The organism is Paraburkholderia sp. BCC1884, assembly GCF_900996225.1.
Classification (GTDB): domain Bacteria; phylum Pseudomonadota; class Gammaproteobacteria; order Burkholderiales; family Burkholderiaceae; genus Paraburkholderia.
The window spans coordinates 1-26,426 of the sequence record NZ_CAAJGL010000068.1 but is presented as its reverse complement, the minus strand read 5'-3'; the positions used below and the strand labels follow the sequence as shown (position 1 = coordinate 26,426).

Annotated in this window: 18 protein-coding genes and 1 pseudogene; 6 read left to right on the top strand and 13 right to left on the bottom strand. The window is 60.4% G+C overall.

All coding sequences use genetic code 11. From position 1 onward, the window contains the following. Positions 1-3: 3 nt before the first annotated feature. The 9 genes from FQ705_RS06995 to FQ705_RS06955 are packed head-to-tail and all read right to left on the bottom strand — an operon-like array spanning position 4 to position 9,193. Positions 4-852 carry a type II secretion system F family protein gene (locus FQ705_RS06995; protein WP_144138778.1) on the bottom strand — a complete coding sequence of 283 codons (849 nt, stop codon included), beginning with the start codon at positions 850-852 and terminating at the stop codon, positions 4-6. A 10-nt stretch (positions 853-862) separates the two neighbouring features. Further along, entirely contained in the window at positions 863-2,737 is a 1,875-nt protein-coding gene (locus FQ705_RS06990) for an ATPase, T2SS/T4P/T4SS family (RefSeq protein WP_144138775.1), read from the bottom strand. 21 nt (positions 2,738-2,758) lie between these two features. After that, entirely contained in the window at positions 2,759-4,459 is a 1,701-nt protein-coding gene (locus FQ705_RS06985) for a type II and III secretion system protein family protein (protein ID WP_144138772.1), read from the bottom strand. Positions 4,460-4,482: 23 nt separating this feature from the next. Further along, positions 4,483-5,559 carry a Flp pilus assembly protein CpaB gene (gene cpaB, locus FQ705_RS06980; RefSeq protein WP_144138769.1) on the bottom strand — a complete coding sequence of 359 codons (1,077 nt, stop codon included), beginning with the start codon at positions 5,557-5,559 and terminating at the stop codon, positions 4,483-4,485. Positions 5,560-5,579: 20 nt separating this feature from the next. Then, positions 5,580-5,762: a hypothetical protein gene (locus FQ705_RS06975; RefSeq protein WP_144138766.1), complete on the bottom strand. Its 183-nt coding sequence runs from the start codon at positions 5,760-5,762 to the stop codon at positions 5,580-5,582. 1 nt (position 5,763) lies between these two features. Next, positions 5,764-6,477, bottom strand: a complete 714-nt coding sequence (locus tag FQ705_RS06970) for a hypothetical protein (RefSeq protein WP_144138764.1) — start codon at positions 6,475-6,477, stop codon at positions 5,764-5,766. Next, positions 6,474-7,364, bottom strand: a complete 891-nt coding sequence (locus FQ705_RS06965; protein ID WP_144138761.1) for a hypothetical protein — start codon at positions 7,362-7,364, stop codon at positions 6,474-6,476. Before FQ705_RS06965 ends, FQ705_RS06970 begins: the two co-directional genes overlap by 4 nt. Positions 7,365-7,366: 2 nt before the next feature. Then, positions 7,367-8,887 (bottom strand): pilus assembly protein TadG-related protein, encoded by a 1,521-nt coding sequence (locus FQ705_RS06960; protein WP_144138758.1) that lies wholly within the window; start codon positions 8,885-8,887, stop codon positions 7,367-7,369. Between the two features lie 24 nt (positions 8,888-8,911). Further along, the gene (locus FQ705_RS06955; protein ID WP_144138755.1) at positions 8,912-9,193 is read right to left on the bottom strand and encodes a Flp family type IVb pilin; all 282 of its coding nucleotides are present in this window, start codon (positions 9,191-9,193) and stop codon (positions 8,912-8,914) included. A gap of 548 nt (positions 9,194-9,741) precedes the next feature. On the opposite strand from FQ705_RS06955, the pseudogene FQ705_RS34920 reads away from it, so the two are divergent. The 6 genes and pseudogenes from FQ705_RS34920 to FQ705_RS06930 all read left to right on the top strand — a co-directional run. Then, positions 9,742-9,879, top strand: a pseudogene (locus FQ705_RS34920) (ESPR domain-containing protein); the annotation flags it as partial. Between the two features lie 426 nt (positions 9,880-10,305). Beyond that, positions 10,306-17,028, top strand: coding sequence for a YadA-like family protein (locus FQ705_RS06950; RefSeq protein ID WP_409934708.1), 6,723 nt, complete (start codon positions 10,306-10,308; stop codon positions 17,026-17,028). A gap of 94 nt (positions 17,029-17,122) precedes the next feature. After that, on the top strand, positions 17,123-18,205 hold the full coding sequence (locus FQ705_RS06945) for an OmpA family protein (RefSeq protein WP_144138749.1): 1,083 nt from the start codon (positions 17,123-17,125) through the stop codon (positions 18,203-18,205). A 247-nt stretch (positions 18,206-18,452) separates the two neighbouring features. Next, positions 18,453-19,061: a response regulator transcription factor gene (locus FQ705_RS06940; RefSeq protein ID WP_144138747.1), complete on the top strand. Its 609-nt coding sequence runs from the start codon at positions 18,453-18,455 to the stop codon at positions 19,059-19,061. Between the two features lie 304 nt (positions 19,062-19,365). Beyond that, positions 19,366-20,145 (top strand): hypothetical protein, encoded by a 780-nt coding sequence (locus FQ705_RS06935; RefSeq protein ID WP_144138744.1) that lies wholly within the window; start codon positions 19,366-19,368, stop codon positions 20,143-20,145. Beyond that, complete coding sequence (locus FQ705_RS06930) at positions 20,142-21,005, top strand: hypothetical protein (protein WP_144138741.1); 864 nt, start codon at positions 20,142-20,144, stop codon at positions 21,003-21,005. The genes FQ705_RS06935 and FQ705_RS06930 overlap by 4 nt, the downstream gene beginning before the upstream one ends. Positions 21,006-21,153: 148 nt before the next feature. Here FQ705_RS06930 and acnA read toward each other — a convergent pair whose 3' ends face one another. From acnA to FQ705_RS06910, 4 genes are all read right to left on the bottom strand, one after another. Next, positions 21,154-23,871 carry an aconitate hydratase AcnA gene (gene acnA / locus FQ705_RS06925; RefSeq protein ID WP_144138738.1) on the bottom strand — a complete coding sequence of 906 codons (2,718 nt, stop codon included), beginning with the start codon at positions 23,869-23,871 and terminating at the stop codon, positions 21,154-21,156. A gap of 40 nt (positions 23,872-23,911) precedes the next feature. Next, entirely contained in the window at positions 23,912-25,363 is a 1,452-nt protein-coding gene (locus FQ705_RS06920) for a bifunctional 2-methylcitrate dehydratase/aconitate hydratase (RefSeq protein ID WP_144138735.1), read from the bottom strand. A 23-nt stretch (positions 25,364-25,386) separates the two neighbouring features. Further along, a complete protein-coding gene (locus FQ705_RS06915) occupies positions 25,387-25,893 on the bottom strand; it encodes a hypothetical protein (RefSeq protein WP_144138732.1) in 507 nt (168 codons plus the stop codon). Positions 25,894-25,997: 104 nt separating this feature from the next. Continuing rightward, positions 25,998-26,426, bottom strand: a 429-nt coding sequence (locus FQ705_RS06910) for a citrate/2-methylcitrate synthase (RefSeq protein ID WP_313955661.1), incomplete at its 5' end; no start/stop codon positions are given.

Here is a 26,426-nt window from a genome sequence, read left to right as displayed (position 1 = left end):
GGGTCACACGTCGATGTTAGTGATCTTCGAAATCGACTTGTAGCCGAGAAATTCCATCACGGCGATAACGGCCAGGGTGGCCCAGCCGACGGGTTCGTGAAAGAGCGGCCCCATTGCCTTCGGTTCGAGAAAAAAGAGTGCGGCCATCACGAGCAGCGGCAGCCCAGTCATGACAATTCCCTGCATGCGCCCTTGCGACGTCAAGGCTTTGATTTTCCCTTCCATCTGCAACTTGGCTCGCAATGTATTGGCGACGGACTCGAGCGCCTCCGCGAGGTTTCCACCCACTTCGCGAGCAATCGTAATGGCGGCTGTCGCCATCATGAAGTCCGGCACAGGGATGCGGCGTTCGGCGTTACGCATCGCGACATCGAGATCGATGCCGAGGCGAATTTCTCGCATAAGCAGCTCGAATTCCTGAGAGATGGGCGGCGCCGATTCATGCACGGCGCTTTCGAGCGCGACGGGGAAACTCACACCGGCACGCAGGGCGCCGGCCATCATCAACAGCGCATCGGGCAATTGCTGTTCGAGCGCGTCGATGCGCTTGCTGCGCATCCGTGCCAAAAACTTCTTCGGCAGGGTGAGCGCAATCGGCAAGGTCGCCGCAGCGATCAGAAAGCTGTGAGTGAGTAGCAGCGCAATGATGGGAATCCCGATCATCGCGAACATGCTCCAGGCCACGGTTTTTTGACGGTTCACGAACACGAAAGCGTCGGCGAGCGACGACTCGATCTCACCAGCCATATGCTGGGAGCTGGCCTTTAGCGTGGAACGACCCGTGCGGGCAATCATCCAGATCACGAATATGCTGCCAAAGAAGACCAGCGCGAGAATAACGAATAGATTCATGCTCGAGCTCTTAGTCCGTACGCGTGAAGATGTCGGTGTTCACCGGAATGCGGCGGCGAATCAGATCCTGATAGAAATCGGGAATGTAGGCGGTTGGTACAAACTTGCCCTGAATTTTTCCGTCCTCGCCAAAGCCTTCTTCCTTGAATACGAAAACATCTTGCAACGTGATGATGCCCGACTCCATGCCGCTCACTTCGGTGATATGCGTCACGCGACGAGAGCCGCAGGAGAAACGCGTTTGCTGCACGATGATGTCGAGCGCGGAGCACACCTGCTCGCGGATCGCCTGCACGGGCAGATCGAGACCGGCCATCAGGGTCATCACTTCCAGGCGAGCAATACAGTCTCGCGGTGCGTTTGCGTGAGCCGTCGTCAGCGAGCCGTCGTGGCCGGTGTTCATTGCCTGCAGCATGTCGAGCGCTTCGCCGCCGCGACACTCGCCGACGACAATGCGATCCGGGCGCATGCGCAGACAGTTCTTCACGAGATCGCGAATGTGGATCGCGCCCTTGCCTTCCATGTTGGCCGGACGAGCCTCCAAAGACACCAGGTTGGGCTGGGACAGTTGCAGTTCCGCAGCGTCTTCCACGGTGACGATTCGTTCGTCATCGGGGATGTAGTTCGACAAGACGTTGAGGAGCGTCGTTTTTCCCGACCCCGTGCCGCCCGAAATTATGATGTTGGCGCGGTGTTCGACAGCGGTGTGCAGAAAGTCGAGCATGTCCGCCGACATGGAGCCGAACTGCACCAGGTCTTCGCCAGCAAGTTTGCGCTGGGAGAATTTCCGGATCGTGATGCTTGGCCCCTTCAGCGCCAACGGTGGGATGACTGCGTTCACGCGTGAGCCGTCGGCCAGACGTGCATCGACCATCGGCGAACTTTCGTCGATGCGCCGGCCGATCGGCGTCACGATCCGCTCGATGGCGCCAAGCACGGCGTGATCGTCGGTGAAAATCACGGGCGAGCGCGTCAATCTTCCCGACTGCTCGACGAAGATCTCGTCGTGGCAGTTGACCATGATTTCCGAAATTGTCGGATCGGCGATCAGTTCTTCCAACGGGCCCAGGCCGATGATTTCGTCGAAGACGCTTTTCTTCAACACGTCCAGCGCAATGTCGGGCGTACGGAAACTGGCGTCGTGGCTGAAAATTTCATCGAGAGCGGAACTGACCGTCTTGCGCAGTTCGTCGTCTTCCATGCGTGCGACGTTCAAACGGCGAAGGTCGAGCGCGGCGATCACTTTCATGTGCGCCCGTTTGCGCAACTCGATACCGCTGGGGCTATTGATCGATGCGAGCGCGAACTGCGGTGCGCTGGTCTTTCTGACTCGCGGCGGTTGCGTGCGCAGCGGAGCCTCGGAGCTTGCGGGATTCCTGGCTAGTACCGCGGGCGCCCCTCGAACTGTCGCTGGCATAGCGTTGGCGGCTACCGTTCGCGCACTGGACTGCGGATGGTCGGCGGACGACAAGGCGCCCGCTGCGGTAGAGACTCCAGCTTGCTCCCTCGACGGAGCGGCCACGGCTTGCGCGAAGCGTGGTTCCAGCGCGCCGTTAGGCGGCGCCGCTGATGTCGTGGGCACGGCGACCTGACTGTTGCCGCTACGAGCAATCCTGATGATTGTCGTCCCGATTTCGATTTCGTCGATCTCGCCGAGCGGACCGTATCGCGTGACGGGCGAGCCATTGACGAGGGTGGCAGCGATGCCGCCCTGGTCCTCGATATAGTAGGCATTGTGTTCACGCACGATCCGCGCGTGAACCTTCCCGACCAGCATGCCCTTCACGACGATATCGCAACTCGCATCCTTGCCGATCGTACAGCCGAGGTCGATCTCGAACGACCGCACGGGGGCATTTCGCGCCTGAACATATAGATTCAGCATCTTGCTTCTCCGTGTTGCCGGTCAGTTGCCTGAGCCGAGTACGCCAACCTGTTGCGCCGGCACCTTGCCGTTGGTCGTGGCTTGGGCGTTGGGCTCAGTTGTTCTCGGACCCGTGAGTGGCTGCTGTGCGGTACTCAACCTGCGTAATGCTTCGGCGACACCGATCGGGGGCGACGACGTAGGCGCCTGCATGGGTAGCTGCACCGGCGCCGGCGGTTGTTCAGGCAGTGGCACTGGCGTGGGACGGCGCATCGGCGTAAGTGCCGGTATCGAGACTGCAGCCGCGGCCTCCGGTTGTTGCGGCGTACTGCGCGTTGGGCTCGGCAATACCGCAGGGGTCGGGCCAATCGGGTGCCGCGTTGCCGGTGTCGTCGCTTGCGGCTCCGAATCGACCAACGGACTCGGGTCGCCATACTCGGCGCGATATCGCTGGTCGAACTTGTCGGCGCGAGCCAGCAAGTCCGTATTCGGCGAAGCTGCTGGATCGGAGATGACCGGCGTCACGAAAATCACCAGATCGCTTTTCTTCGAACGGAAGCTATCGGAACGGAACAGCTGACCGATGATCGGCAGCCTGCCGAGGAACGGCATGCCCGTGCTGTCACCCAATGCGTCGGCGCTCACTAGACCAGAAATGGCCAGCGTTTCCCCCGCGCGCATCGAGATGTCGGAACTCGCGTTGCGCGTCAGGAAGCCCGGCATGCCGCCGTAGGTGACCGACGGATCGATCTGGCTAATCTCAGTCACGAGATGAGCCGAAATGATGTTGTTGGCGTCGACGGTCGGCTGAATGTTCAGCTTGATGCCGTACGGTTTGTATTCGACGTCGGTCGTGCCGAGCGCGCCCGCGCGTGGAATCGGCACCTCACCGCCGGCGAGGAATGTCGCGGTGCCGCCGCTTTTCGTGTTGAGCTCGGGGGCGGCGAGGATATACGCGTCGCCGTTCTCGACCGCGAAGTTGATCCGCGAGGTGATATTCGACGCGATACCCGCGAGGAAGTAGTTGCCTACCATACCGTCGAGCGTGTTCGATTTGACTCTCGACGCATCCGTGCCAGCGTAAGCCTGGCCGCCGATTTGCGGCCCTGCGAATTGACTGTCCCACGCGATCCCGAGGTTCTTCTGCCCGGTCCGTGTGATTTCCATGATCTGCACCTTGAAGTGCACGGTCTTTTTGAGCGCGTCGCCTTCATCGACGGTGGTGGTGTCGATAAGGTTCTTCAGGTCTTCCGTTGCTGCCTTGACGACCGGGACCATGTTCTTGTGCACGACGCCGGAGAGCACGATGTTCGAACCCACTGCTTCGATGCGCAGGCCCGCGACGGGCCGCAACACCGCACGTAGTTGCTCGAGCGAGGCATTCACCTCGCCTTTCGCAATGCGCACGGTGGTTTGAAGTGCAATCCCTTTCTGATTCCAGACGACCAGCGAGGTCACGCCGGGCTGTTCGCCCAGCAGCATCAGATTGCCGTCGACAACGTTCGCCGTAAGCAGCTTGCCGTTGCCGAGTGCAATACGTTTGATCGTTCCGGGCAAATGCAGAATGCGGACTTCGCCGCGGAACATTTCGAGGACAGCCGCTTTTGCCGGCGCTTCGCCGGCAGCCGGTGAAAACGCGGTTTGCGCGAGCGCCGCGGGCGCGGCGTCGCACAACATGACACCGATGAGGAGGGACGACAAGGCCCGGCGACGCCAGAGCGTCGCATTGTTTTTAACTTTCATTTGGTGAAATCTGTGCTCGTTACTTAGTTCCGGTTCGACGCGCGCGCGGCGATCGCTTTTTGCAGTTGTTGCGCGATGGCATTGGCTTGCTCCCGGACGCTCGGCTGTGCGGCCCCGTTGACGGGGTTCATTGAAGGAATGAGCGGCACGGTGGACGGGTCCGCGTTGGCCAGAGCGGCAGCCGCCACTCCTGGTGGCTTGGCGGGTCCGTTGTCCGGCGTCAATAGCGTGTTGGCCACGCCACCGCCCGTGATCAATTCGACGACCGGACCGGCATCGCCGCCGCCCTGACCGAATAGCGTGTTTTCGCTGATTGCCTTCGGGATGTCCGTGCCGGTGTCGTCCGCATTGCGCAGGATCAGGCGCAGTGATCCCAACTTTTGAGCCAGCGCGATGCGTGGCGCTTCCGAAACGGGAACTTGCACCGTGACCGTCGAATAACTCGTGCTGCCCGGCAAACCAGGCGGATTACTGTTGCTGCTGTCGCGTGCTTCGCCGGCGTCACGGGGACGAACGTCTTGACCGGTCGCAAGAATCAGCACATTGGGCATCATCAGTTGCACGGTTCTGGCGTCGTCGGACGTGGACTGTCCCTGGCGGCTGACTTTGCCGAGCCAATAAATATCCACACGATTGCCCGGACGCACCATGTCGGCCGTCGAATTGACGGTGTCGATTTCCAGCGTCAGGGCGCGTTGACCCGCTGGCAGAATGTCGGAGAAGTCGCGGCCGCGTAGCGCATCGATATCGCCGGCACGCAATGGCAAACCTCGTCGCACGGCCCGAACGAGTTTCGCCGGACGATAGGAGGGGAAATCGTCGACCCGGATCATGTCGTCGTAGACGAGATCCTGCGAGATTTCGCGCGAGACGAAATCGCCACTCGAAAGCGGAGTGCCGGCCGGCACGTCGCGCATTGGCACGACGACTTCAATGCCCGCGCGCACGCGATTGGCGGACATTTCGGCCTTGAGCTTGGTCTCGCGATCCGTCAAATATTTGTATAGCAGGAAGGTGAGGCCGCCTGCCACCAATACGGCGAGAACCAGCAAAACCCAGGAATTTCCAAGCAGCGAGCGGAATTTGATTTTCTTGAACATAACAAAGCGACCTTGTCGGGTCAGGGAAGCGAGAGAGTGAAGCTGTAAGCGTAAAAAAACGATTTGAACGCCGCGGCGAGATCCGGGATCGGAAAAATGTCAGGGCCCACGAGCAGCGCTGTTGCGATCGCGGAGGTGACAACCAGATATTCGGCGTAGGCCTGACCGCGTTGCCACGCGAACTGGCCGTTAAGACGTTTCATTTCAGCGATTCCTTGTTGCGTTGACGACAGCATCGGTTTGTCCGTCGTGGTCGGAAAAAATGGCATCGACGCGGTCGCTGCCGCGCTGCATGACGACGGCGGCGCTTCGGGCTGACCGGGAGATGCCCCGGCGGTCGGCCGAGGTTTGGGTGACGCTCGCCCAGCCTTGTCCCGCGAGCTTGTTGCGGTAGCGGTTGGCGTTGTCTGTCGAGCGGCCGCCGAGTGCGATGAGCCACGTTCGCCCCGCTTGACCCGGATCGTGGCTTTCGATGTCGGAGATGACTTTGCCGTCGTCCGGCAATGGCAGGGCACTGTCGGGTATCTGATGGCGCGCGGGTTCGCCCGATAGGCGGATGACGCTGAGCATGCCTTTGACAGGGCCGCCGTCGGCTTGGGCCGGGATCGTGAGGACGTAACTGCAGGTGTCGTCGAGCGCGCTGAGAAAGAGTCCCGACGCGCCTTGCTGGGCCTTCGCCGGTACGCCTTCCTGCTTCCAGAAGTCGCGGAATTCATTCGCGATATCCGTCGCGGTGGCAGCGAACTGCAGACCAAGCATGGACGTGGGCACGCCGTTGACGATCATGTCCCGGCCGATGGCCTCAACATGTTCTGCCTTGACGGGTTGCTTGTTGCAGGCCGTATCGGCTATCGCTTCGCCGCAGAGAAGTGCGCATGCGAACCCGCAGCTTTGTGCGATTGAACGGATGATGCTCATCGGTCCGCTCGATACGGCTGATACGTCCGGTTGTTCGGCACGACATCTTGCTGAATGCGGCCGAATTCGATCTTTGCCGTGGTGCCGATCTCCGGTGCGTACTTTTGCATGCCCATGTAGAGCGAGGGATCGACCAAGGTGGCATTCGCAGCGGGAACGGCCTGAGCGAACTGGGCCTTCGCTTTGATCGAGCCGTCGGGCAGCCACGTGTTTGTCAGCAGGACATTGGTGTCCTGGAACGTGAGGCCGCCGAAGTTTTTCCAGAGGCGCTTGAGTGCCTCGCTGCTGTCCGCGACCGTGACGCTGAGCGTGCCCGACTGCAGGTTGTGCGTGGGCAAATTCATCGACGTCGCATAGGCGCCGCCGCTGGCAGTTGGCATTTTGCCGAACGCGCCAGTGTTGCTCGACGCGCCAGAGGGCGGGTCGTCACTCGTGCTCGTGCTCACAACTATATCGCCGGTCGAACTGACAAAGGGTGTGCCGCTGTAATCGCGCCACATGGCTTGCTGCGTAGACGGCAATTGAGCAATGCGGCGATCGGAGCCGAGGATGGCCGTGCCATTAGCTGACAGTGTTCGTTGCAGGAATTCGTTTTTTATTTCAGCGTCGCTTTTGCTGACGGTCAGCGCTGAGTCACCGTATTGTTTCGACCAGTCCTGGTTGCTGCCGACGCCCGAGTTCGGTCCGCTGACGGCACTGTCTAACCACACGGTGCGTTCCCATGCGACATAACGTGAGCCCATCAACGTCTTGTTGCGTACGTCGTTGAACTTGCCAAGCATGACGATTGCGAGAAGCAGGACGCTCATCACGAACGTCGTGGCGACCAGCATCTCGGCAATCGCCTGGCCGGACTGCGCTTTGCTTTTCAATAGAAAGAGTTTCATCGCTAGCGCACCGGACTGTTCGTGGAGATCTGCGATGCCATCGCGGAATTGCGTTCGCTGGCGCTGACCGGCGCAAGCGTGGCTTGCCAATAAGGGCTAAACAGACTGGGGTACTCGGACTGTCCGTCGTCGCGGGCCCATTGGCTCGCATGCAGCAACGAGCCTGCAAGTGAAGCCGTTGCGCTTTCCTGGGGGCGCGCAAAGTAAGCGTTGGCACTCGACAAAGCGCGCATCGCCTGGCCGGCACCGTTGAAGTCGACCTCGAGGCGGCCACCGCCAGCAAGGTTTTTCGTTTTGACGAGGGTGTTGTCGAGTCGCTCCACTTCGATCGTGATACGCGGAGCCGCTGCGATGACCGGTGTGCCGACGGTGTTCTGGTAGGGCAGCAGGCCGCCGTTGGTGGGATCGAGGGGCGTGCCGGGGCCGACTCTGAATTGCTCCGCCATGGCGTCCGGAACTTGCCAGCCGGGCGTCGAACTGCCCTTGTAACCGAAGTTGAAGTAGCCGCCGTAACCTTCCCAGTCTTGCCAGGCTGCGAACGGGGGATGGGTCATGAAGTTCGCGACATTGCCGTTTGCGCTGCCGCCGAAACCAGCTTCGGTATCCATCGGGCCGACGCAACTGATCGTCACATGCGCGGTGCTTGCGTCGATTGATTCCCAGCCGGTTTTGTCGCTACGCAGTTGTGTGCCGCCGTCGTGCGTCACATTGACGGTGATCGTGCCGCTCGGCTTGCAGAAGGTATTCGCGGTGTCGTTGAGTTGCTGATAGTTCGGCGCCACGCTTCGCGTCGAATCGCGATTTTTGACGAAGTTGTCGAGTGTGGCCGGGTCTGTCACCACGTCGGCGAAATCGTCGGGGCCCGCAGTGCCTGCTGGCGTGATCGTGGTGGTATAGGACCGCCATGCGGCGAGCTGCGTGCCGTTGCGGGTGCTCGTGAAGTAACCGGCCGTGACGTGCGTGTCGGGTTGATTTTGTCGCGCGATCGCGTCGGCCGTATCCGGCACGGATGTGAACACCGCAGTGTGATAGCTGGCCTGGGCGACGCTGAGCGCCCGAATGATCGAGCCGACGCCGGTTGCTACGCCGGGCAGTAACGCGTCCAGGGTTGCGCGTAACGGCGCGATATCGATTTTGCCTTGGCGCTTCGGAGCGTTCCATTGGTCGGCGTGATCCGCAAATGCACTGACCACCTCGTCGAGGTCCGAGTGGCTATAGGTTGCATCGAGATCGTCGATCCACGATTTCAGCGCCACGATCTGGGCTGCCGTGACCTGATTGGCCACCATTGCGCGATTCGTGTACGCGGAGAAGTTGTAGTCGCGGGCCTGCAGCACGGCCGCGCTATACGCGGCGGCGTCGGCGGTGTTCTGCAGTTTGATTTTGGCGCTCGTCATCTGGAACGAGTTGAACGCCACATATAGGCCGATACATCCGATCAGCAGAAACAGAAGTGCAGGGACCAGCGCCTGCCCGCTAGCGCCGGCGACCCTGCCCCTGCCCGTGAGGGCAGAGCGTTTCATGATGCTTATCCGTATACGAAGCGATCAGTTACCGACGTTATTGCTGTCGTTATACGTACCCATGTTCTTGGTCTTGTTCGCGTTCGTCGTGGCGGTAGCGGCGTTCTGCTGCGACGTCTGGATATTGCTCTGTGCGTCTTTGCCGGACATTTCGACGGCGAGACCGGCGGTCTGGTTACGCAAGGTCTGACCGAACAGCGAATAGACGCCGATTGCCGAAACGGCGATCAGCGCGACGATGATGATGTACTCGGTCATGCCCTGGCCGCGTTGCTTATTTTTGAGGTCGATTTGAGAGATTTTCATCGTTGGAAAAATAGATTTAAAAGTGTCCGGGAAGTTGGTTTTGCATTGCATGGATTTTCTGGTTTAAGTGTTATTTAAATATGTGTACCTTCAGATAAATAATCGACAAACGCGGAAGATCACACAGCGTCGCAGTATATGAATAATGACGTCGACAATGGCGGGCGAAATTTCCTAGGGGGTAAGGTGATTTTCTGAAGTATTAATTTTGGGTCGTTTGCCTGTTGATTGGCTGTACGTGTCGGCTGGGCCTGGTTTTGCTGGCTTGAATCTGGAGCCGGCGGCCCATTGCCATGGGGAGGTAGTGGCTTGGTAAACAATATGTAATTATTGGAAAAATAAAAAATATCCATGCGCAACACCCCATAAATGCTGGCGCTTTCGTTTATTCCGACAGAGTCTCGGAGTTATTCCTACACACATTCGATCTCGATCGTATTTTAAGAGATGAGCGAGACAGTTAAATTTGCGACGCGTGAAAAGGCTGTTTCGAAAACCGGATTAAAAGACCGGATTTTTGACGATCTTCAGTCACGGTTCACAAATTGATGTGTAAGCAGGTTCGCTTGCTTTTTTTGGGGAATGCGAGAGGAATGAACAAGGTATACAAATCGGTATGGAATGCGTCGGCGGGTACGTACGTGGCCGCGGCTGAGACGACCAGGGCAAAGGGGAAAGCGTCACGGAGTATCGAGCTTGCAACGACGGCAGATCTAGTAGGCGAAAGCGGTGCGGTCAATCATCCAGTCATTGCCGCGAGGGCGATACGGATGAAGGTGCCGGCCCTACTCGCGCTGTCGATGGTCGGGGTATTCGGTGGCGTGTCGTCCAGCTATGCTGCATCGGCAGATGACGGAACTGCTGACGTCCCGGCGCCTTATATTCCTTATACATATGCAAATGGGGATTCCGGTTCTGCTGGAATGGAGGCATGTGGGTCGCACTACGGGATGATTAATGGCAACGCTACATGTACGTTGTCCACTCAGCTCGGCATCAATCAAGGATTTGGTTTATTCACAGACAATTCCACGGAGTGGAATAATAATAATACTTATGTCATCGGTTCGATTGACGGGCATTTGTGGCTGAAGGCTACCGCCGGCGTCACCATGATGAATAACGTATTGATGTCCGGAAATCAGATCAATCAGCTGGCTGCCGGTACGGCTGATACTGACGCGGTCAACGTATCCCAGCTTAAGGGAGTTACGCAGGCGATAGGTGGCGGCGCGACGGTGTCGGGCGATGGCTCCATCACACCCCCCACCTACAAGTTCGACGACGGCAGCCTCTCCTACAACAACGCCGGCGACGCTTTCAACCTGATCGCAGGTCGCATCAAGTATTTCCACGTCAACTCGACGGCAGCCGGTTCGACGGCAGCTGGCGCCGAAGCAATAGGCATTGGTCCGGGCGCTTCCGCAGCCGGAGACAACTCGATCGCGCTTGGCGACAGCGCATTGACGGCCAATTCGAACAGCGTGGCGATTGGCAATAAGGCATCGGCGCTCGTCAGCAATTCTGTCGCGCTGGGTGCCAACTCGGTTGCGGCAAGAACCAACTCGGTTTCCGTCGGCGCACAGGGCAGCGAGCGGCAGATCATCAACGTCGCGGCCGGTTCTGCGGGTACCGACGCAGTGAACATGAACCAGTTGAATGCCGCGATCGCTAGCGCGGGCGGCGTCGACGCAGTGTTGTACGACTCGACCTCGCATAACAAGGTGTCGTTGGGCGGCACGAGCGCAAGCTCGCCGGTCACGCTCGCCAACGTCGCCGACGGCAAGGCAAGCAACGACGCAGTGAACGTCGAGCAGTTGAAGGCGATGGGCGCGAGCATCGACACGAGCGGCCACGTGACAGGCGCATTCGTCGCTTATGACAGCACCGCCAGGAACTCCGTCACACTCGGTGGCGCCGGTACAACGACTCCGGTTGCCCTGACCAACGTGAAGGCAGGCGCGGTGTCGTCCTCCAGCGTAGACGCTGTGAACGGTTCGCAGCTTTACAACACGGCTAACTCCGTTGCAGCAGCACTCGGCGGTGGTTCAAGCGTGGACACCACGGGCAAGGTCGTCAAACCCGCTTACGCGCTGGATGGCAACACCTACACCGACGTCGGCGCAGCACTGGCAGCAGTCGATGCGAAGGCCGGCACGGGTTCCTCCGACGGCGTGAAGTACGACACCTCCGCACACGACAAGGTGACGTTCGGTGGCACGATTTCAGCAACGCCGGTGACGCTCGCCAATGTGGCAGATGGCAAAGCGAACAACGACGCAGTGAACGTCGAGCAGTTGAAGGCGATGGGCGCGAGCATCGACACGAGCGGTCACGTGACAGGCGCATTCGTCGCTTATGACAGCACGGCCAAGAACTCCGTCAACCTCGGCGGTGTCGGCGCAACGACCCCGGTCGCACTGACCAACGTGAAGACGGGCGCGGTGTCGTCGTCCAGCACGGACGCTGTGAACGGCTCGCAGCTCTACAACACAGCAGGCTCAGTGGCCGCGGCACTCGGCGGCGGTTCGAGCGTGGACGCCAGCGGCAAGGTTACGAAGCCGACCTATGGTTTGTCGAGCGGCACGTTCAACGACGTCGGTTCGGCACTAGGCTCGCTGGATTCCTCGATCAGTTCGATGAACAACACGATCGCTGATACGACCAAGTACATCAAGGTGGTGTCGGGATCCTCTGCGGCGATCGCGTCCGGCGGTGAATCGGTGGCGATTGGCGGCGGGGCCTACGCAAGCGGTGCGGATGCAATGGCTTTCGGCTTCGGTTCGCGCGCCCAGTTCGCTGATTCAGTGGCACTGGGTTCAAATTCGGTCGCAACGGTAGCGAATACGATTTCGGTAGGTTCGAAAGGCAGTGAGCGGCGCATCATGAACGTCGCGAACGGCCAACTCGGTACCGACGCAGCCACCGTGGCTCAGTTGACCGCTTTGCAAAGCCAGCTCACGCAGCAGACGAACGGTGTCAAGTCGATGCTCCAGAGCGGCGGCACCCTGCTGGGCGCCACGCCTGTTACCAACTACATCGCGGTCTCCACGCTTGTCACGACCGGTCAAGGCAGCGGCACCAGCACCGACAATAGCAAGGACGCCATGGCAATCGGTCCGGTGGCGACTGCGCTTGGTGCGGGTTCGCTTGCCATCGGCGCGCAATCGGGCACGGCCCTCGCGAATTCGACGGCAATCGGCACAGCCGCTGCGGCGTTGTCGTTGAACACTACCGTGATCGGCGCCGGCGCTTCCACGAGCGGCTCGGCAAACAATGCCGTGGCGATTGGCTACAACGCCAATGCCCAAAACACTGACGCACTCGCTCTCGGCGCAGGCAGTCAGTCGAATGCGGCGGAATCCGTTGCCCTCGGTTCGAACTCATTTGTCGCGACGGGTGCAAGCAATTCGATGGCGATTGGTTCGAATGCTACGGTGAATGCGGGCATCGCCGGCGCGGTCGCCATCGGCTACAACTCGGTTGCCGATCGCGCGAACGCGATTTCGGTGGGCAGCAGCACGTCGCAGCGTCAGGTTATCAACGTAGCCGCTGGTACGGCGAATACTGATGCAGTCAACGTCAAGCAACTGTCGAGCGTAACGGCGGCCATTGGCGGCGGCACGGGCGTCAACAGCGACGGCACGATCAAGGCGCCAAGCTTCACGATTGGCGGCAAGACCTATACGGACGTCGGGTCGGCTCTCGTTGCAGCGGCCGCGACGGGCAGCAGTTCGGATTCGGTTGCCTATGACACGACTTCGCATACCAAGGTCACGCTGGGCGGCACGGGTTCGACGACACCGGTGACGCTTGCCAACGTCGCTGACGGCAAGTTGAATAACGATGCAGTGAACGTCGAGCAACTAAAGGCGATGGGCGCGAACATCGACTCGTCGGGCAACATCTCCAACGCGTTTGTCGCCTACGACAGCACGTCGAAGGACAAGGTGACTTTCGGCGGCACGGGTTCGACCACCCCCGTGACGCTCGCCAACGTCGCTGACGGCAAGGCCAACAACGATGCAGTGAACGTCGAGCAACTGAAGGCGATGGGCGCAAACATCGACTCGTCGGGCAATATCTCCAATGCCTTCGTTTCGTACGACGACACGTCGAAGAGCGCAATCACGCTGAAGGGCGCCACCGGCACGAAGATCTCGGGCCTGGCGGAGGGCACGCTGTCGGCAACGAGCACGGACGCGGTCAACGGTACGCAGCTGTACTTGACGAATCAGAACGTGGCGAACGTTGCAGGCAACGTGACGAACCTGACGAACGTGGTGAACAACATCACGAACGGCAGCGGCGCAGGCATCAAGTACTTCCACGCCAATTCGACGCTGGCGGATTCGTCGGCGACCGGTGCGGATGCGGTGGCGATCGGCGGCAATGCCAAGGCGACGGCCGGCAATTCGGTCGCACTGGGCGCGAACTCCACGACCACCACGAACCTGATTGCACCCGCCTACATGCTGTCGAGCGGCACGCTGTCGGGTATCACGCCGGCGGGTGAAGTTTCGGTAGGTTCAGCGGGCAAGGAGCGTCGCTTGACCAACGTGGCCGCGGGCGCAGCAGCTACCGATGCGGTCAACGTGAGCCAGTTGCAAGCTGCCGTGACGCAATCGGCAAGCTCGTCAACCGCTGATGCCGTGATGTACGACTCCAGTGCCCACGACAAGATCACGTTGGGTGGCGCAACCGGCCTGCCTGTCACGCTCACGAACCTCGCAGCGGGCGCTGTGACGACCAGCAGCAAGGACGCGATCAACGGTGCGCAGCTGTACAACACGGCGAACACCGTAGCAAACGCACTGGGTGGCGGCGCTGGCGTCGACGCTGACGGCGGCATCAAGAAGCCAAGCTACGCCCTGTCGAGCGGCACCTACACGGACGTTGGTTCAGCGCTTGGCGCAATTGATTCGAGCGTCAGCTCGATCAACAACAACATCGCGGAGACGACCAAGTACATCAAGGTGGTGTCCGGGTCGTCGGCTGCGATTGCGTCCGGCGGTGAAGCGGTGGCGATCGGCGGCGGTGCCTATGCCAGCGGTCTGAATTCATTGGCGATCGGCGCAGGCTCACGCTCGCAGTTCGGCGATTCGGTGGCGCTTGGATCGAATTCCGTCGCAACGGTCGAGAACACGATTTCGGTCGGCTCGCGGGGTTCGGAGCGCCGGATCATGAACGTGGCGAATGGTACGTTGGCAACGGACGCAGCTACCTTTGGCCAGTTGTCTGCGCTACAAAACCAGCTTACCCAACAGACGACTGGTCTGAAGGCCGAACTGTCGCAACAGGAAAGCGGCGTGAAGTCGATGCTGCAAGGTGCATCGCTGCTAGGCGATGCCCTGCCGGTCACGAGCTACATCGCGGTCAGCTCGAATCTCACGCCTGGTTTGCCGGCCGCAACCGCGACCGGCAAGGACTCGATGGCTATCGGTCCGGGCGCAACGGCATTGGGTGATACCTCGGTTGCCGTTGGTACCGCAGCGTCCACGTTCCAGGCTTACAGCACAGTGGTGGGATCGGGCGCAGTGTCGGCGTCGGCGAACACGACCGTGATTGGCTCGGGTGCATCGACCAGCGCAAAGGCAGACAGCGCCGTGGCGATTGGTTACAACTCGAACGCCGAGGCCAATAATGCATTGGCGCTGGGCACCTCCGCGCAAGTGGACGCGAACGCGGCGAATGGAGTTGCGCTGGGAGCCAACGCGTATGCCAAGGCCGATGGGTCAATGGCACTGGGTGCGAACTCTCTGTCGGATCGAGCCAATACGATCTCAGTGGGTACAGCCGGCGCAGAGCGTCAGATCGTCAACGTGGCAGCCGGCACGCAAGACACCGATGCAGTGAATCTTTCGCAGATGAACGCGGCGATTGCTTCGGTCGCGGGTGGCGGTTCGGCTGATGCGGTGATTTACGACACCTCGGCCCACAACAAGCTGACGCTCGGCGGTAAAGGCACGACCAACCTGGTCGGTTTGACGAACGTGGCAGCGGGGCAGATCACGTCCAGCAGCAGCGACGCGGTGAACGGCACGCAACTCTTCAACACGGCAAGCTCGGTGGCCGCAGCGCTGGGTGGCAACTCGGCGGTCGGTACGGACGGCAAGTTGTCGAAGCCGACTTATACGCTCGGCACCGGCACCTACAGCGATGTGGGTTCCGCGTTGAGCGCGGTCGCTGCGATGGCGAGCGGCGGTGGCTCGGCGGATGCCGTGGTGTACGACACCTCGGCACACGACCAGTTGACGCTGGGCGGCGCCAAGTCGACCGTGCCGGTTACGTTGGCCAATGTGGCTGACGGCAAGGCCAACAACGACGCGGTGAACGTGCAGCAGTTGAAGGCCATGGGCGCGAACATCGACAGCAGCGGCAACGTGACGGGTGCATTCGTTGCGTATGACGACAGTCTGAAGAGCAAAGTAACCCTCGGTGGCGCCGGTTCGACGGTACCGGTGATCCTGACAAACGTCGCCGTGGGCCAGGTGACGTCGAGCAGCCGTGATGCAATCAACGGTTCGCAGCTCTATGGCGCAATGACCAGCGCTGCAACGGCGCTGGGCGGCAATACCACGGTCGGTACGGATGGCAAGCTCTCCAAGCCGACCTACACGCTCGACGGCAACACCTTCAACGACGTCGGCTCGGCACTGGCCGCGGTGGACGCGAAGGCGACAACCGGTTCGACAAACGGTGTCGTGTACGACTCGTCGTTGCACAACAAGCTCACGCTTGGCGGCGCGGACTCGTCGGTGCCGGTGCAACTGTCGAACGTGGCTGACGCAAAGGCCGATGGCGATGCAGTGAACCTCCGGCAACTGAAGGAAGCCGGTCTCAACGTCGATCCGTCCGGCAATGTGACGAACTCGTTCATTGCGTACGACGACTCGACCAAGGGTACGGTGACCTTCAACGCGGGCGGTGCGCCGACCCAGCTGAAGAACGTGGCCAGCGCAACCGACCTGACCGACGCGGTCAACTTCGGCCAGATGCAGAAGTACGTTGCGGACAACGCGGGCAGCGGCGGTGGTACGGCGAACGCAGTGGCCTACGACGATTCGACGAAGTCCAGGGTCACCCTGGGCGGCGCGGGTTCCTCGACGCCGGTGACGTTGACCAACGTCGCCGCGGGTTCGACCGCGACCGACGCGGTCAACTACTCGCAGTTCTCGAGCCTGCAAAGCCAGGTGAACAATCTGGCGGGCGGCGGGGCGGGCAACACGACCTTCGTCAACATCAACGTGCCGGCTGACGGCGGTACGGCGGCGGTCGCTTCCGGTTCGGATTCGATTGCGATCGGCAACGGTGCTGCGGCAACCGGTGCGACCTCGATTGCAATCGGTAAGGACACGGTGACCTCGGGCGACAACTCGGTTGCGATGGGAGCGGGCGCTTCGGCTCCGAATACCAATGCGGTCGCGCTGGGTGCGAATTCGACGACGGATCGCGACAACTCGGTCTCGGTGGGTTCTGCCGGAGCGGAGCGTCAGATCACCAACGTCGCGGCCGGTACGCAAGGCACCGATGCGGTCAACCTGAATCAGTTGAACAACGCCATGGGTGGAATGAGTCAATCCATCCAGAACGTGGATCGCAGCGCAGCCAAGGGTATTGCTTCGGCATCGGCACTGAACATCGTGACGCCGTATCTGCCGGGCCGCACGACGGTGAACGCGGGTGTCTCCAACTATCGTGGCTTCCAGGCCGTTGGTCTGGGCGTGTCGCGCTGGAACGAGAAGGGCACGATCAACTACAACCTGGGCGTGTCCACCTCGGGCGGCAATAGCACCATCGTCCGCGCCGGCATCGGCATCGTCCTCGGCAACTAAGCCTGGCCAACTGGCCTTGACTAGAACTTGAGACGTTAGCTGTCTGGGTCGCACGGGAAGCTTCCGTGCGACCCTCTTTCTATGAGAAACAGACATGAAGTATTCATTGATTGCTATCGCGCTTGCCGCGATGGTCGCAGGATGTTCGTCGTCGGCGACGCGCGACCGGCTGCAGATCCAGGACCCTACGGTTCTGCAGACCGGATTTAGCGCGTCGCAGGATCAGCCCTCCGGCGCTGTCACGGACGCGTGGATCAAAACATACGGCGGCGCGAAGAACGGCGCGGCGCTCACGTCGATCCAGACACGCCTGAATGCGCTTGGCGAACGCAAAAACAACTACTTTGGGGACAAGGCGCAATGCTGGGTCAACGCGGCTCGCGACGAACGTTCGAGCCACGATGGCTGGGGTTTCGTCGAGGAGGCGCTACTCGAGGCGAACCGGCTGACTACTGCATTGGAAACCAGTCAGGGTCTGTCCGTCGACAATCAGGAGTTGCGTACGAGCGCGGTGGTGCGCCCCGATCTGTGGAAGCTGGTGCTGGCGGCCAAAACGTCGCCGAGGTTCGCGCAATGTCCGGAAGCGCAACGCCTGACGGCGTGTTCCGAAGTCGAGTTGATCCACGCCGGCCACGAAGCATGGACACGCGACTTCGACGCGAGCCAACGCATTGTGGATGGCGTCGAAAAAGGCCTGCCAGCAATCGGCGCGGCGCTTGAGGCGTGTACTCCGCCGCCAGTCGCAGCTCCCTTGGCCTCTCCTATTCCGGAGAAGATGACATTGTCGGCCGACGCCACTTTCAAGTTCGATCGTGGCGACCTGGCAGGCATGTTGCCGGCGGGCAAGGGCAAGCTGGATCAACTGGTACACGACCTCAAGCAGGTTGACGACGTTACGGCTATCCGTATCGACGGTTATACGGATCGTCTTGGCAGTGACGCGTACAACCGCCAACTCTCGACGAAACGGGCGCAAACGGTGCGACGTTATCTGCAAAGCAGCGGCGTGACGATCCCGATGACCGCGACGGGTATGGGCAAAGACAACCCGCTCGTGCAGTGTAGTAACCGGGGCCATCAGGCGCTGGTGGATTGCCTTGCGCCGAACCGTCGAGTGGAACTTGATTTTGCACGCGGCGGAAAACGTGCCGTTGCCAAGCCCGGCCAGGATCAATAACAAGTCACAAGTCGCGGATTTAGCGGTTTATCCGCGTTGCTTTATTCGCCCGTTGTGACGTATTAATACGTCACAACGGGTTTTTAATTGACGACATTCTGAATGCTGTCTTCATTCCGCTTGGGAAGATTCAACATATTTGGTCGGATAAATCGATAATTAAATTGGCAAATGTCGACGATATAGGGGGAAATCGATTGGACGATGATTAAGTAGAATGGTGAATTACGCTGATTGAGGCAGTGACATGAAAAGAATTTTGATTATCGATGACCATCCGATGATCCGCGAGACCATCGTCGCTGTGCTCCGGGAGGACGCCGAACTGGAGGTGGTCGGAGAATGTGGTGATGGTGAAGAGGGTCTGAAAATGACGCTCGATATCAGTCCGGATCTGGTGATTCTCGATCTCGATTTACCGCGTCTGGATGGATTGTCCATGATTCGACGTATTCGTCTGCAGGACGGTAAAGTGCGCATTCTGGTTTTGTCGGCCAAGCCGGAAAATGTCATGGCCAAATACACGCGAGCGGCTGGCGCTAATGGTTATGTGGGCAAATCGCGCGAAATAGGCGAGCTGGTCACCGCTGCAAAAACGGTCCTGTATGGTTACGACTGTTTTCCCGCAGACGCCGTCGGCCGGGCTGAAAACTCAGGCCTGAGCAGCCTGTCTCCACGCGAAGTCGAAATTCTGCAATATCTTGCGCGTGGAGTCAGTAACAGAGATATCGCGGCCAATCTTGGCTTGAGCGACAAGACCGTCAGTACCTACAAAACTCGCGTCCAGGAAAAGCTTGGCTTGTCCTCACTCGCCGGAATGATCGAGTTCGCGTCGCTCCATAAGCTGATCGATTGAGCGAGTAACGGAAATGAACATGGGGTGCCCGCCGGGGCTGTCATTGGGGCACGTTTTGCCGCCCTTATCCGCCTTGAGCGCGCTAGTGAATTCGCTTGACCCGGCGACGGCTTCGGATACCCAGCGGGCCGTCATTGTCATGATCCGCTCCGCCGTCCAGGTTTGGTCCCGGGTGGTACGAGACGCGCTTGTGCTGGAGTCGCACGCGTCGCCTTCGGTTGCTCTGGACGAAAGCGCCACGGATCTACTGCCGTTAATCAATGCCGTTACGGCATTGTTCCAGTCATCCCCAGAACACGGGTGCGTGAAGCCGAGCGTCAATCTGGATGGCTCACAATCCCCCGTTATTCTGGCCGACGCAAGCCGCCTCGGTCAGATTGTGTTTCACATGATCGATACGGTGCTCGCGTCGCGTGAGAATCGAGACGTCATCGTCGCCGTGCGCACTGAGCCGCTCAACGCCGGCTCGCAGCGCGTTCTGATCGACGTAAGCGGGCTTCATCTCGCACCCGCTCCCGCCTCCACGAGGCAGGCGGATTCCGCATTCGATCCCGCGCTCGCCTTTTGCCGCATGCTCGCGGAGCGCATGCGCGGCACCCTGCGCGTCGAGCATGGCCATGCCGCCTTCGAAGCGCCGTTCACCATCCACGCCATCAAGCAGCTTGACATGCCTATCGACGGTCCGTCCGCGAAACAGGAGAGTCGAAGTGTCGTGTCGCCGTCCGCGAAGCATGAATCGCCGTCCAAAGAATTATTCGATCGTTCCTATCTCGATGCGCTCGTCAAGGAAGGCATCGATCTAAAGACATTTCTGCGCGGCTGGCATCGGGCGATGCAGGACGATCTCGCGTGCATGCGCGCGTGCAGGAACGACTATCGCGTTGCGATGCGTTCAACCTTGCACAAATTGAGCGGCGCGACGGGACTGGTGGGGGCGAAGAGTGTGGCAACCGCGCTGCGTGAGGCCGGCGCAACATCTGCCGAGCCGGAAGGCTGCACGATCGACGTCCTGACCACCCGCCTGCAAACGCTCATGACGCAACTCGACGAAGCCGCGAAAACCGCCGGGAGCGACCGGCAATGACGCAGTCGCTCCTTCTGGTCGAGGGTAAGCTGGCTTTGCCGACGCCGCCAAAAACCGGTGGCTTGCCGCCACCGTTCGGCAGGTCGTGGCAAGCCGACGGTCGCGCGAGCGAAGGGGCGTGGATGGCCCGTCCCGCACGACCTCCTGAACCGCCGCCGCGCCCCGCACACGCCAGCCGACGCGCGGCGCCGACAGCTCCGAAGCACATTCTGTTCTACAAGGCGCCGGTGCAACGCCGCGTCGATACCCGCAGCATCGACGCGGCGCTTGAGGAAGCCAAGCGCTATCTGGCCATCGGTCCGGCTCGGCCGAGCTCGACCCGGTCGGACTACATGCTCGGCGCTGCGATCGTCGCAGGATGCAGCATCGTGCTGGCCTGGCTGCTGGTCAGTTGCTCGGTACGCCAGGCAAACAAGGAAAAGGAAATTCCTGAAAGGCCGGTCATTTCGACGACCGCCGCCCCGATCGCGAGCGCACCACTCCTCCCTGCGCCGACACCTAAGGTCGCAGTAGCCGCCGCTCCCGACTACTCCGCCGCAAAGCAGCTAACACGGCCGAGGGCGATGAAACCCCAGCGCATCGCCGAAGCCCATGCAGCGCAGCGGATCGCCACCAGCCATGTCATGCGGGCCAAGGCGCGTCCATTGGCCTCCGTGCAACCAGAATGGCCCGCGAAATCCGTCAGAAACAATGACGCAGCCGAACAGGCCGCGCTGATGAACTGGGCAGTCCAGCAACGCCATCGCGCGCAAATGGTTCGCGTCGCCAGATCGCCTGACGAAAACTGGAGCACCCGCATGACCCAGCAGCGCATCACCGACAACCCCGATGCCTTCCAAACCGGCCGCGCGAAAAAGTAGCCATCAACCCAACACGAGCCAGTCCGAATCACCCCGCCAAATGGCCGAAAAAAAAGCCCGACCAAAGGTCGGGCTTCCAAAGTCGGCTGCATCCTCCACAGGATGCAGCCCCTGCAAAACAGCTAAGCCGTCTGCGTGAGCGCTGAGCTTAAGCAGCCAGCAGCGAACGCAGCACGAACGGCAGAATCCCGCCGTGCTTGTAGTAATCGACTTCGATCGGCGTGTCGATACGCAGCAGCACCTGAACGCGCTTTTCCTTGCCGTCCTTGCCGCGAATCACCAGCGTCACTTCCTGTTGCGGCTTGAAGTCCGCGCCCAGGCCTTCGATATCGTACGTTTCTTCGCCGGTGATGCCGAGCGATTGCACGCTATCCGAGCCCTTGAACTGCAGCGGCAGAACGCCCATGCCGACCAGGTTCGAACGGTGAATCCGCTCGAAGCTGCGTGCGACCACGGCCTTCACGCCCAGCAGTTGCGTACCCTTCGCTGCCCAGTCGCGCGACGAGCCCGTGCCGTATTCTTCACCGGCGAACACGACGGTCGGCGTGCCGGCGTCGATGTACTTCATTGCTGCGTCGTAGATCGATTCCTGTTCGCCGCTCGGCTGGTGAATCGTCAGGCCGCCTTCAACACGCGTGCCGTCTGCCTTCGCCGGGATCATCAGGTTCTTGATCCGGACGTTCGCGAACGTACCGCGCATCATCACGTCGTGGTTGCCGCGGCGCGAGCCGTAGCTGTTGAAGTCGGCCTTCTGCACGCCGTTTGCCTTCAGCCACTTGCCTGCCGGCGAGTCTTCCTTGATCGAACCAGCCGGGCTGATGTGATCGGTCGTGACCGAGTCACCGAAGATGCCCAGCGCGCGCGCGTTCGTGACCGCAGCGATGCTGTCAGCCGGCGTCATCGAGAAGTCCTTGCCGAAGAACGGCGGCTCGGCGATGTAGGTCGACTTCGGCCAGTCGTAGACTTGACCTTCTTCGCCTTCGATCTTGCTCCACAGGTCGCCCTTCTTGGTCAGCGACGCGTAGTTCTTGCGGAACGCGTCGGCGTCCAGCGCGAACTTGAGCAGTTCGTTGACTTCTTCGCTGGTCGGCCAGATGTCGCCCAGGAAGATGTCCTTGCCGCCCTTGCCCTTGCCGACCGGTTCGGTCATCAGGTCGCGCGTGATGTTGCCGGCGATTGCGTAAGCGACGACCAGCGGCGGCGAGGCCAGGAAGTTGGCGCGGATGTTCGGGTGAATACGCGCTTCGAAGTTACGGTTGCCGGACAGCACAGCCGCCGCGACGATGTCGTTCTTCGTGATCGCTTCGTTCAGTTCCGGGGTCAGGTCGCCCGCGTTACCGATACAGGTCGTGCAACCGTAAGCGGCCAGCGTGAAGCCGAGCTTGTCGAGGTACTTCAGCAGGTCGGTTTTCGTCAGGTACTCGGTGACGATACGCGATCCCGGCGCCAGCGACGTCTTGATGTGCGGAGCGACCGTCAGACCAGCTTCGACAGCCTTCTTCGCCAGCAGGCCAGCGGCCAGCAGCACGCTCGGGTTCGACGTGTTCGTGCACGACGTGATCGCGGCGATCAGAATGTCGCCGTTCTTCACGTCGACGCCGTTGGTCGTCGTGTATTGCGCGTCCAGATCGGCTTCCTTCTTCGCAAAGCCGTTTTCTGCCACCGGCTTCGAGAACAGGTCGCTGAAAGTCGACTTCACGTGACCGATTTCGATACGGTCTTGCGGACGCTTCGGACCGGCCAGCGACGGCGTCACCGTGCCGAGGTCCAGCGTGACGACCTTCGTGTAGTCGATCTGACCAGCCTTCGGAATACCGAACAGGCCTTGGGCCTTGAAGTAGTTTTCGAAGGCGGAGATTTCTGCGTCCGTGCGGCCCGTGCCCTTGAAGTAGTCGATGGTTTTTTCATCGACCGGGAAGAAGCCCATGGTTGCGCCGTATTCCGGTGCCATGTTGCCGATCGTTGCGCGGTCCGGCAGCGACAGCGACTTCGTGCCTTCGCCGAAGAACTCGACGAACTTGCCGACGACCTTTTCCTTGCGCAGCAGTTCGGTCACCGTCAGAACCAGATCGGTTGCCGTCAGGCCTTCGCGCAGCTTGCCCTTCAGTTCGACGCCAACGACGTCCGGCGTCAGGAAGTACACCGGCTGGCCGAGCATGCCGGCTTCAGCTTCGATACCGCCCACGCCCCAGCCCACTACGCCGATGCCGTTGATCATCGTGGTGTGGCTGTCGGTGCCGACCAGCGAATCCGGGTAGTACACCGTATCCGTGCCTTCGGCCTTCTTGTGCACGCCGCGTGCGAGGTATTCCAGGTTCACCTGGTGAACGATACCGACGCCCGGCGGCACGACCTTGAACGTGTCGAATGCCTGCATGCCCCACTTCATGAACTGGTAGCGCTCGTTATTGCGCTGGAATTCCAGTTTCATGTTCAGATCGAGCGCGTTCTTTTCGCGGAAGTGATCGATCTGCACCGAGTGATCGACGACCAGATCGACCGGGACCAGCGGTTCGATCGATTTCGGATCTTTGCCCATTTGCTTGGCGACACCGCGCATGGCAGCGATGTCAGCGAGCAGCGGCACACCGGTAAAGTCTTGCAGCACGACGCGCGACACCACAAACGGGATTTCGTCGACGCGCGCAGCGGTCGGCTTCCAGTTCGCGAGTTGCGTGATGTGTTCTTCGGCGATCTTCTTGCCGTCGTAGTTACGCAGCACCGATTCCAGCACGATACGGATCGAAACCGGCAGGCGGTCGATCTTGATGTTCAGTGCCTTACCGAGTTGCGGCAAAGAGTAGAACTTGCCTTTGCCGGAACCGCTGTCGAATTCCTTGAGCGTTTTGTGGAGGTTGTGGGCCATGGTGTTTTCCTTGGTTTGATCGCGGAACTACAGTACTTAACTAAATGACGTACAGATCGACGTATTCATTGACCGGCATGGCTTCGAGCCGCGCCTGGTCCAGCGACACGTCGAGAATCGCCAGTTGTTGCCTGACCGGAAAGCGGCGCGCGAGGTTGGTCTTGAACTTCTCGACCAGCAACGGAACCCCGTCTTCGCGACGACGCTTATGACCGATCGGGTATTCGACTACGACTTCTTCGAATGACGACCCATCGTTGAATTCGATCGTCAGTGCATTGGCGATCGAACGCTTCTCAGGATCGTGGTAATCCTTCGTGAACTGCGCGTCTTCGACGCATGTCATCCTGGCGCGCAGCACATCGATGCGCGCGTCCTGCGCGATCGAATCTTCATAATCCGCGGCCGTCAGGCGGCCATGGATCAACGGCACGGCGATCATGTACTGAATGCAATGATCGCGGTCGGCCGGATTGTTCAGTGGGCCCTTCTTGTCGATGATGCGAAGCGCCGCTTCGTGCGTGCGGATCGTGATCCTGCTGATGTCTTCGATGCGCTTGCCCCGGACCCCGAGTAACGCGTGCAATTTCATCGCCGCTTCCACGGCGGTCTGCGCGTGGAATTCTGCCGGAAAAGAAATCTTGAAGAGCACGTTTTCCATCACATACGCGCCGTAGGGGCGCTGAAACCTGAATTCGTTGCCCTTGAACAGGACATCGTAAAAGCCCCAGGTCTTCGCGGTGAGTACCGACGGATAGCCCATCTCGCCAGTCTTCGCGATCAGCGCGAGGCGCACCGCGCGCGAGGTGGCGTCGCCGGCGGCCCACGATTTGCGCGAGCCCGTATTCGGCGCGTGACGGTAAGTACGCAGCGCCTGTCCATCGACAAACGCCTGCGATACCGCGTTGATCAGCTCGTCGCGCGTGAGGCCGATCAGTTGGCCGACCACCGCCGTCGACGCGAGCTTGACCAGCAAAACATGATCGAGCCCGACCTTGTTGAAGGAGTTTTCGAGCGCGATACAGCCTTGAATTTCGTGCGCCTTGATCATGCCGATCAGGACGTCTTTCATCGCCAACGGCTTTTTGCCGGCTGCGACGGCCGTGCGCGAGAGCCAGTCGGCTGTCGCGAGAATCCCGCCGAGGTTATCCGACGGATGCCCCCATTCGGCGGCAAGCCATGTGTCGTTGAAGTCCAGCCAGCGGATCATGGCGCCGATGTTGAAGGCGGCCTGAACCGGGTCCAGCTGGAACGACGTACCCGGCACCTTCGCGCCGTTGGGGACGATCGTGCCCGGCACGATCGGTCCCATCAGCTTGGTGCAAGCCGGGTAGGTGAGCGCCTCGAGTCCGCAGCCGAGCGTGTCGATCAGACAGTGCCGCGCGGTTTCCAGCGCGAGCGCGCTGTCGATCTGATAATCCAGAACGTAATCGACGATATCGACCAGGACTGCGTCCGGGTCGGGTCGTACGTTGGAAATCGGAGCGGACATCGAGGTATTCCTGATGAGGGAAATTAGTTGCTCTTGTTGATTGCGTTCGATTGCGTCGGAGCCGGTGCGCCTTCCGTCATGGCTGCCGTCTTGCACTCGTCGGCCAGACGCGAGCTGTCCTTGTCCGAGAACAGCATGGCCTTCGTCGGGATCACGACCAGATCCATACCCGATGCTGCGTCGTGGAAGCGGTCAGCGCCCGTGGTGGTCGTTTCGCGCGGCAGGTTGTAGTTCTTGTTCGCCCAATGAACCGTGACGATCTGGTCACGCTTCATGTCGCCTTTCAGATCGAAAGACAGGCCTTCGTTGCACGACCACTTTTCTGCGCCGTCCGGTACCGGATCGACCTTCGCTTCCTTGGCCGGATTGACCTTGCGCTTGATCAGACGCTTCGGCTGCGGGCGCTTTGCAACCGCCTTGGTCGCCGGCTTCGTGGTGGTGGTCGCCGTTTGCGCGGCAGCGTCAGTCGCGACGGTCAGCATCGTCGTGGACAGGGCGCCAATCACGGCGGCGATCATCAATTTTTTCATGGGAGAAAACCTTTCTATCTAGTTTCAGTTAAACATTGCGCGGGCTACCGGTCCTGGCAACCGCGAGGTTGAACTGCACGCGCTATGAAAGCGCACAGCGACCGCTATTTTCTCCTATTTAGCGGCACGTACTTCAAATTCTCGGGTCCGGTGTAATTCGCGCTCGGTCGGATGATCTTGTTGTCGATCCGCTGTTCGATGATGTGCGCGCTCCAGCCGGCCGTCCGGGCGATCACGAAGAGCGGCGTGAACATGGCCGTCGGCACGCCCATCATGTGATACGAGACCGCGCTGAACCAGTCGAGATTCGGGAACATCTTCTTCGCTTCCCACATCACCGATTCCAGCCGCTCGGCGATGCTGAACAGCTTGTTGTTGCCCGCTTCTTTCGAGAGCTTCTTCGCGATCTCCTTGATGACCTTGTTGCGCGGGTCGGAGATCGTGTACACCGGGTGACCGAAACCGATCACCACTTCCTTGTTGTCGACGCGCTTGCGGATGTCCGCTTCGGCTTCGTCCGGCGTTTGATAGCG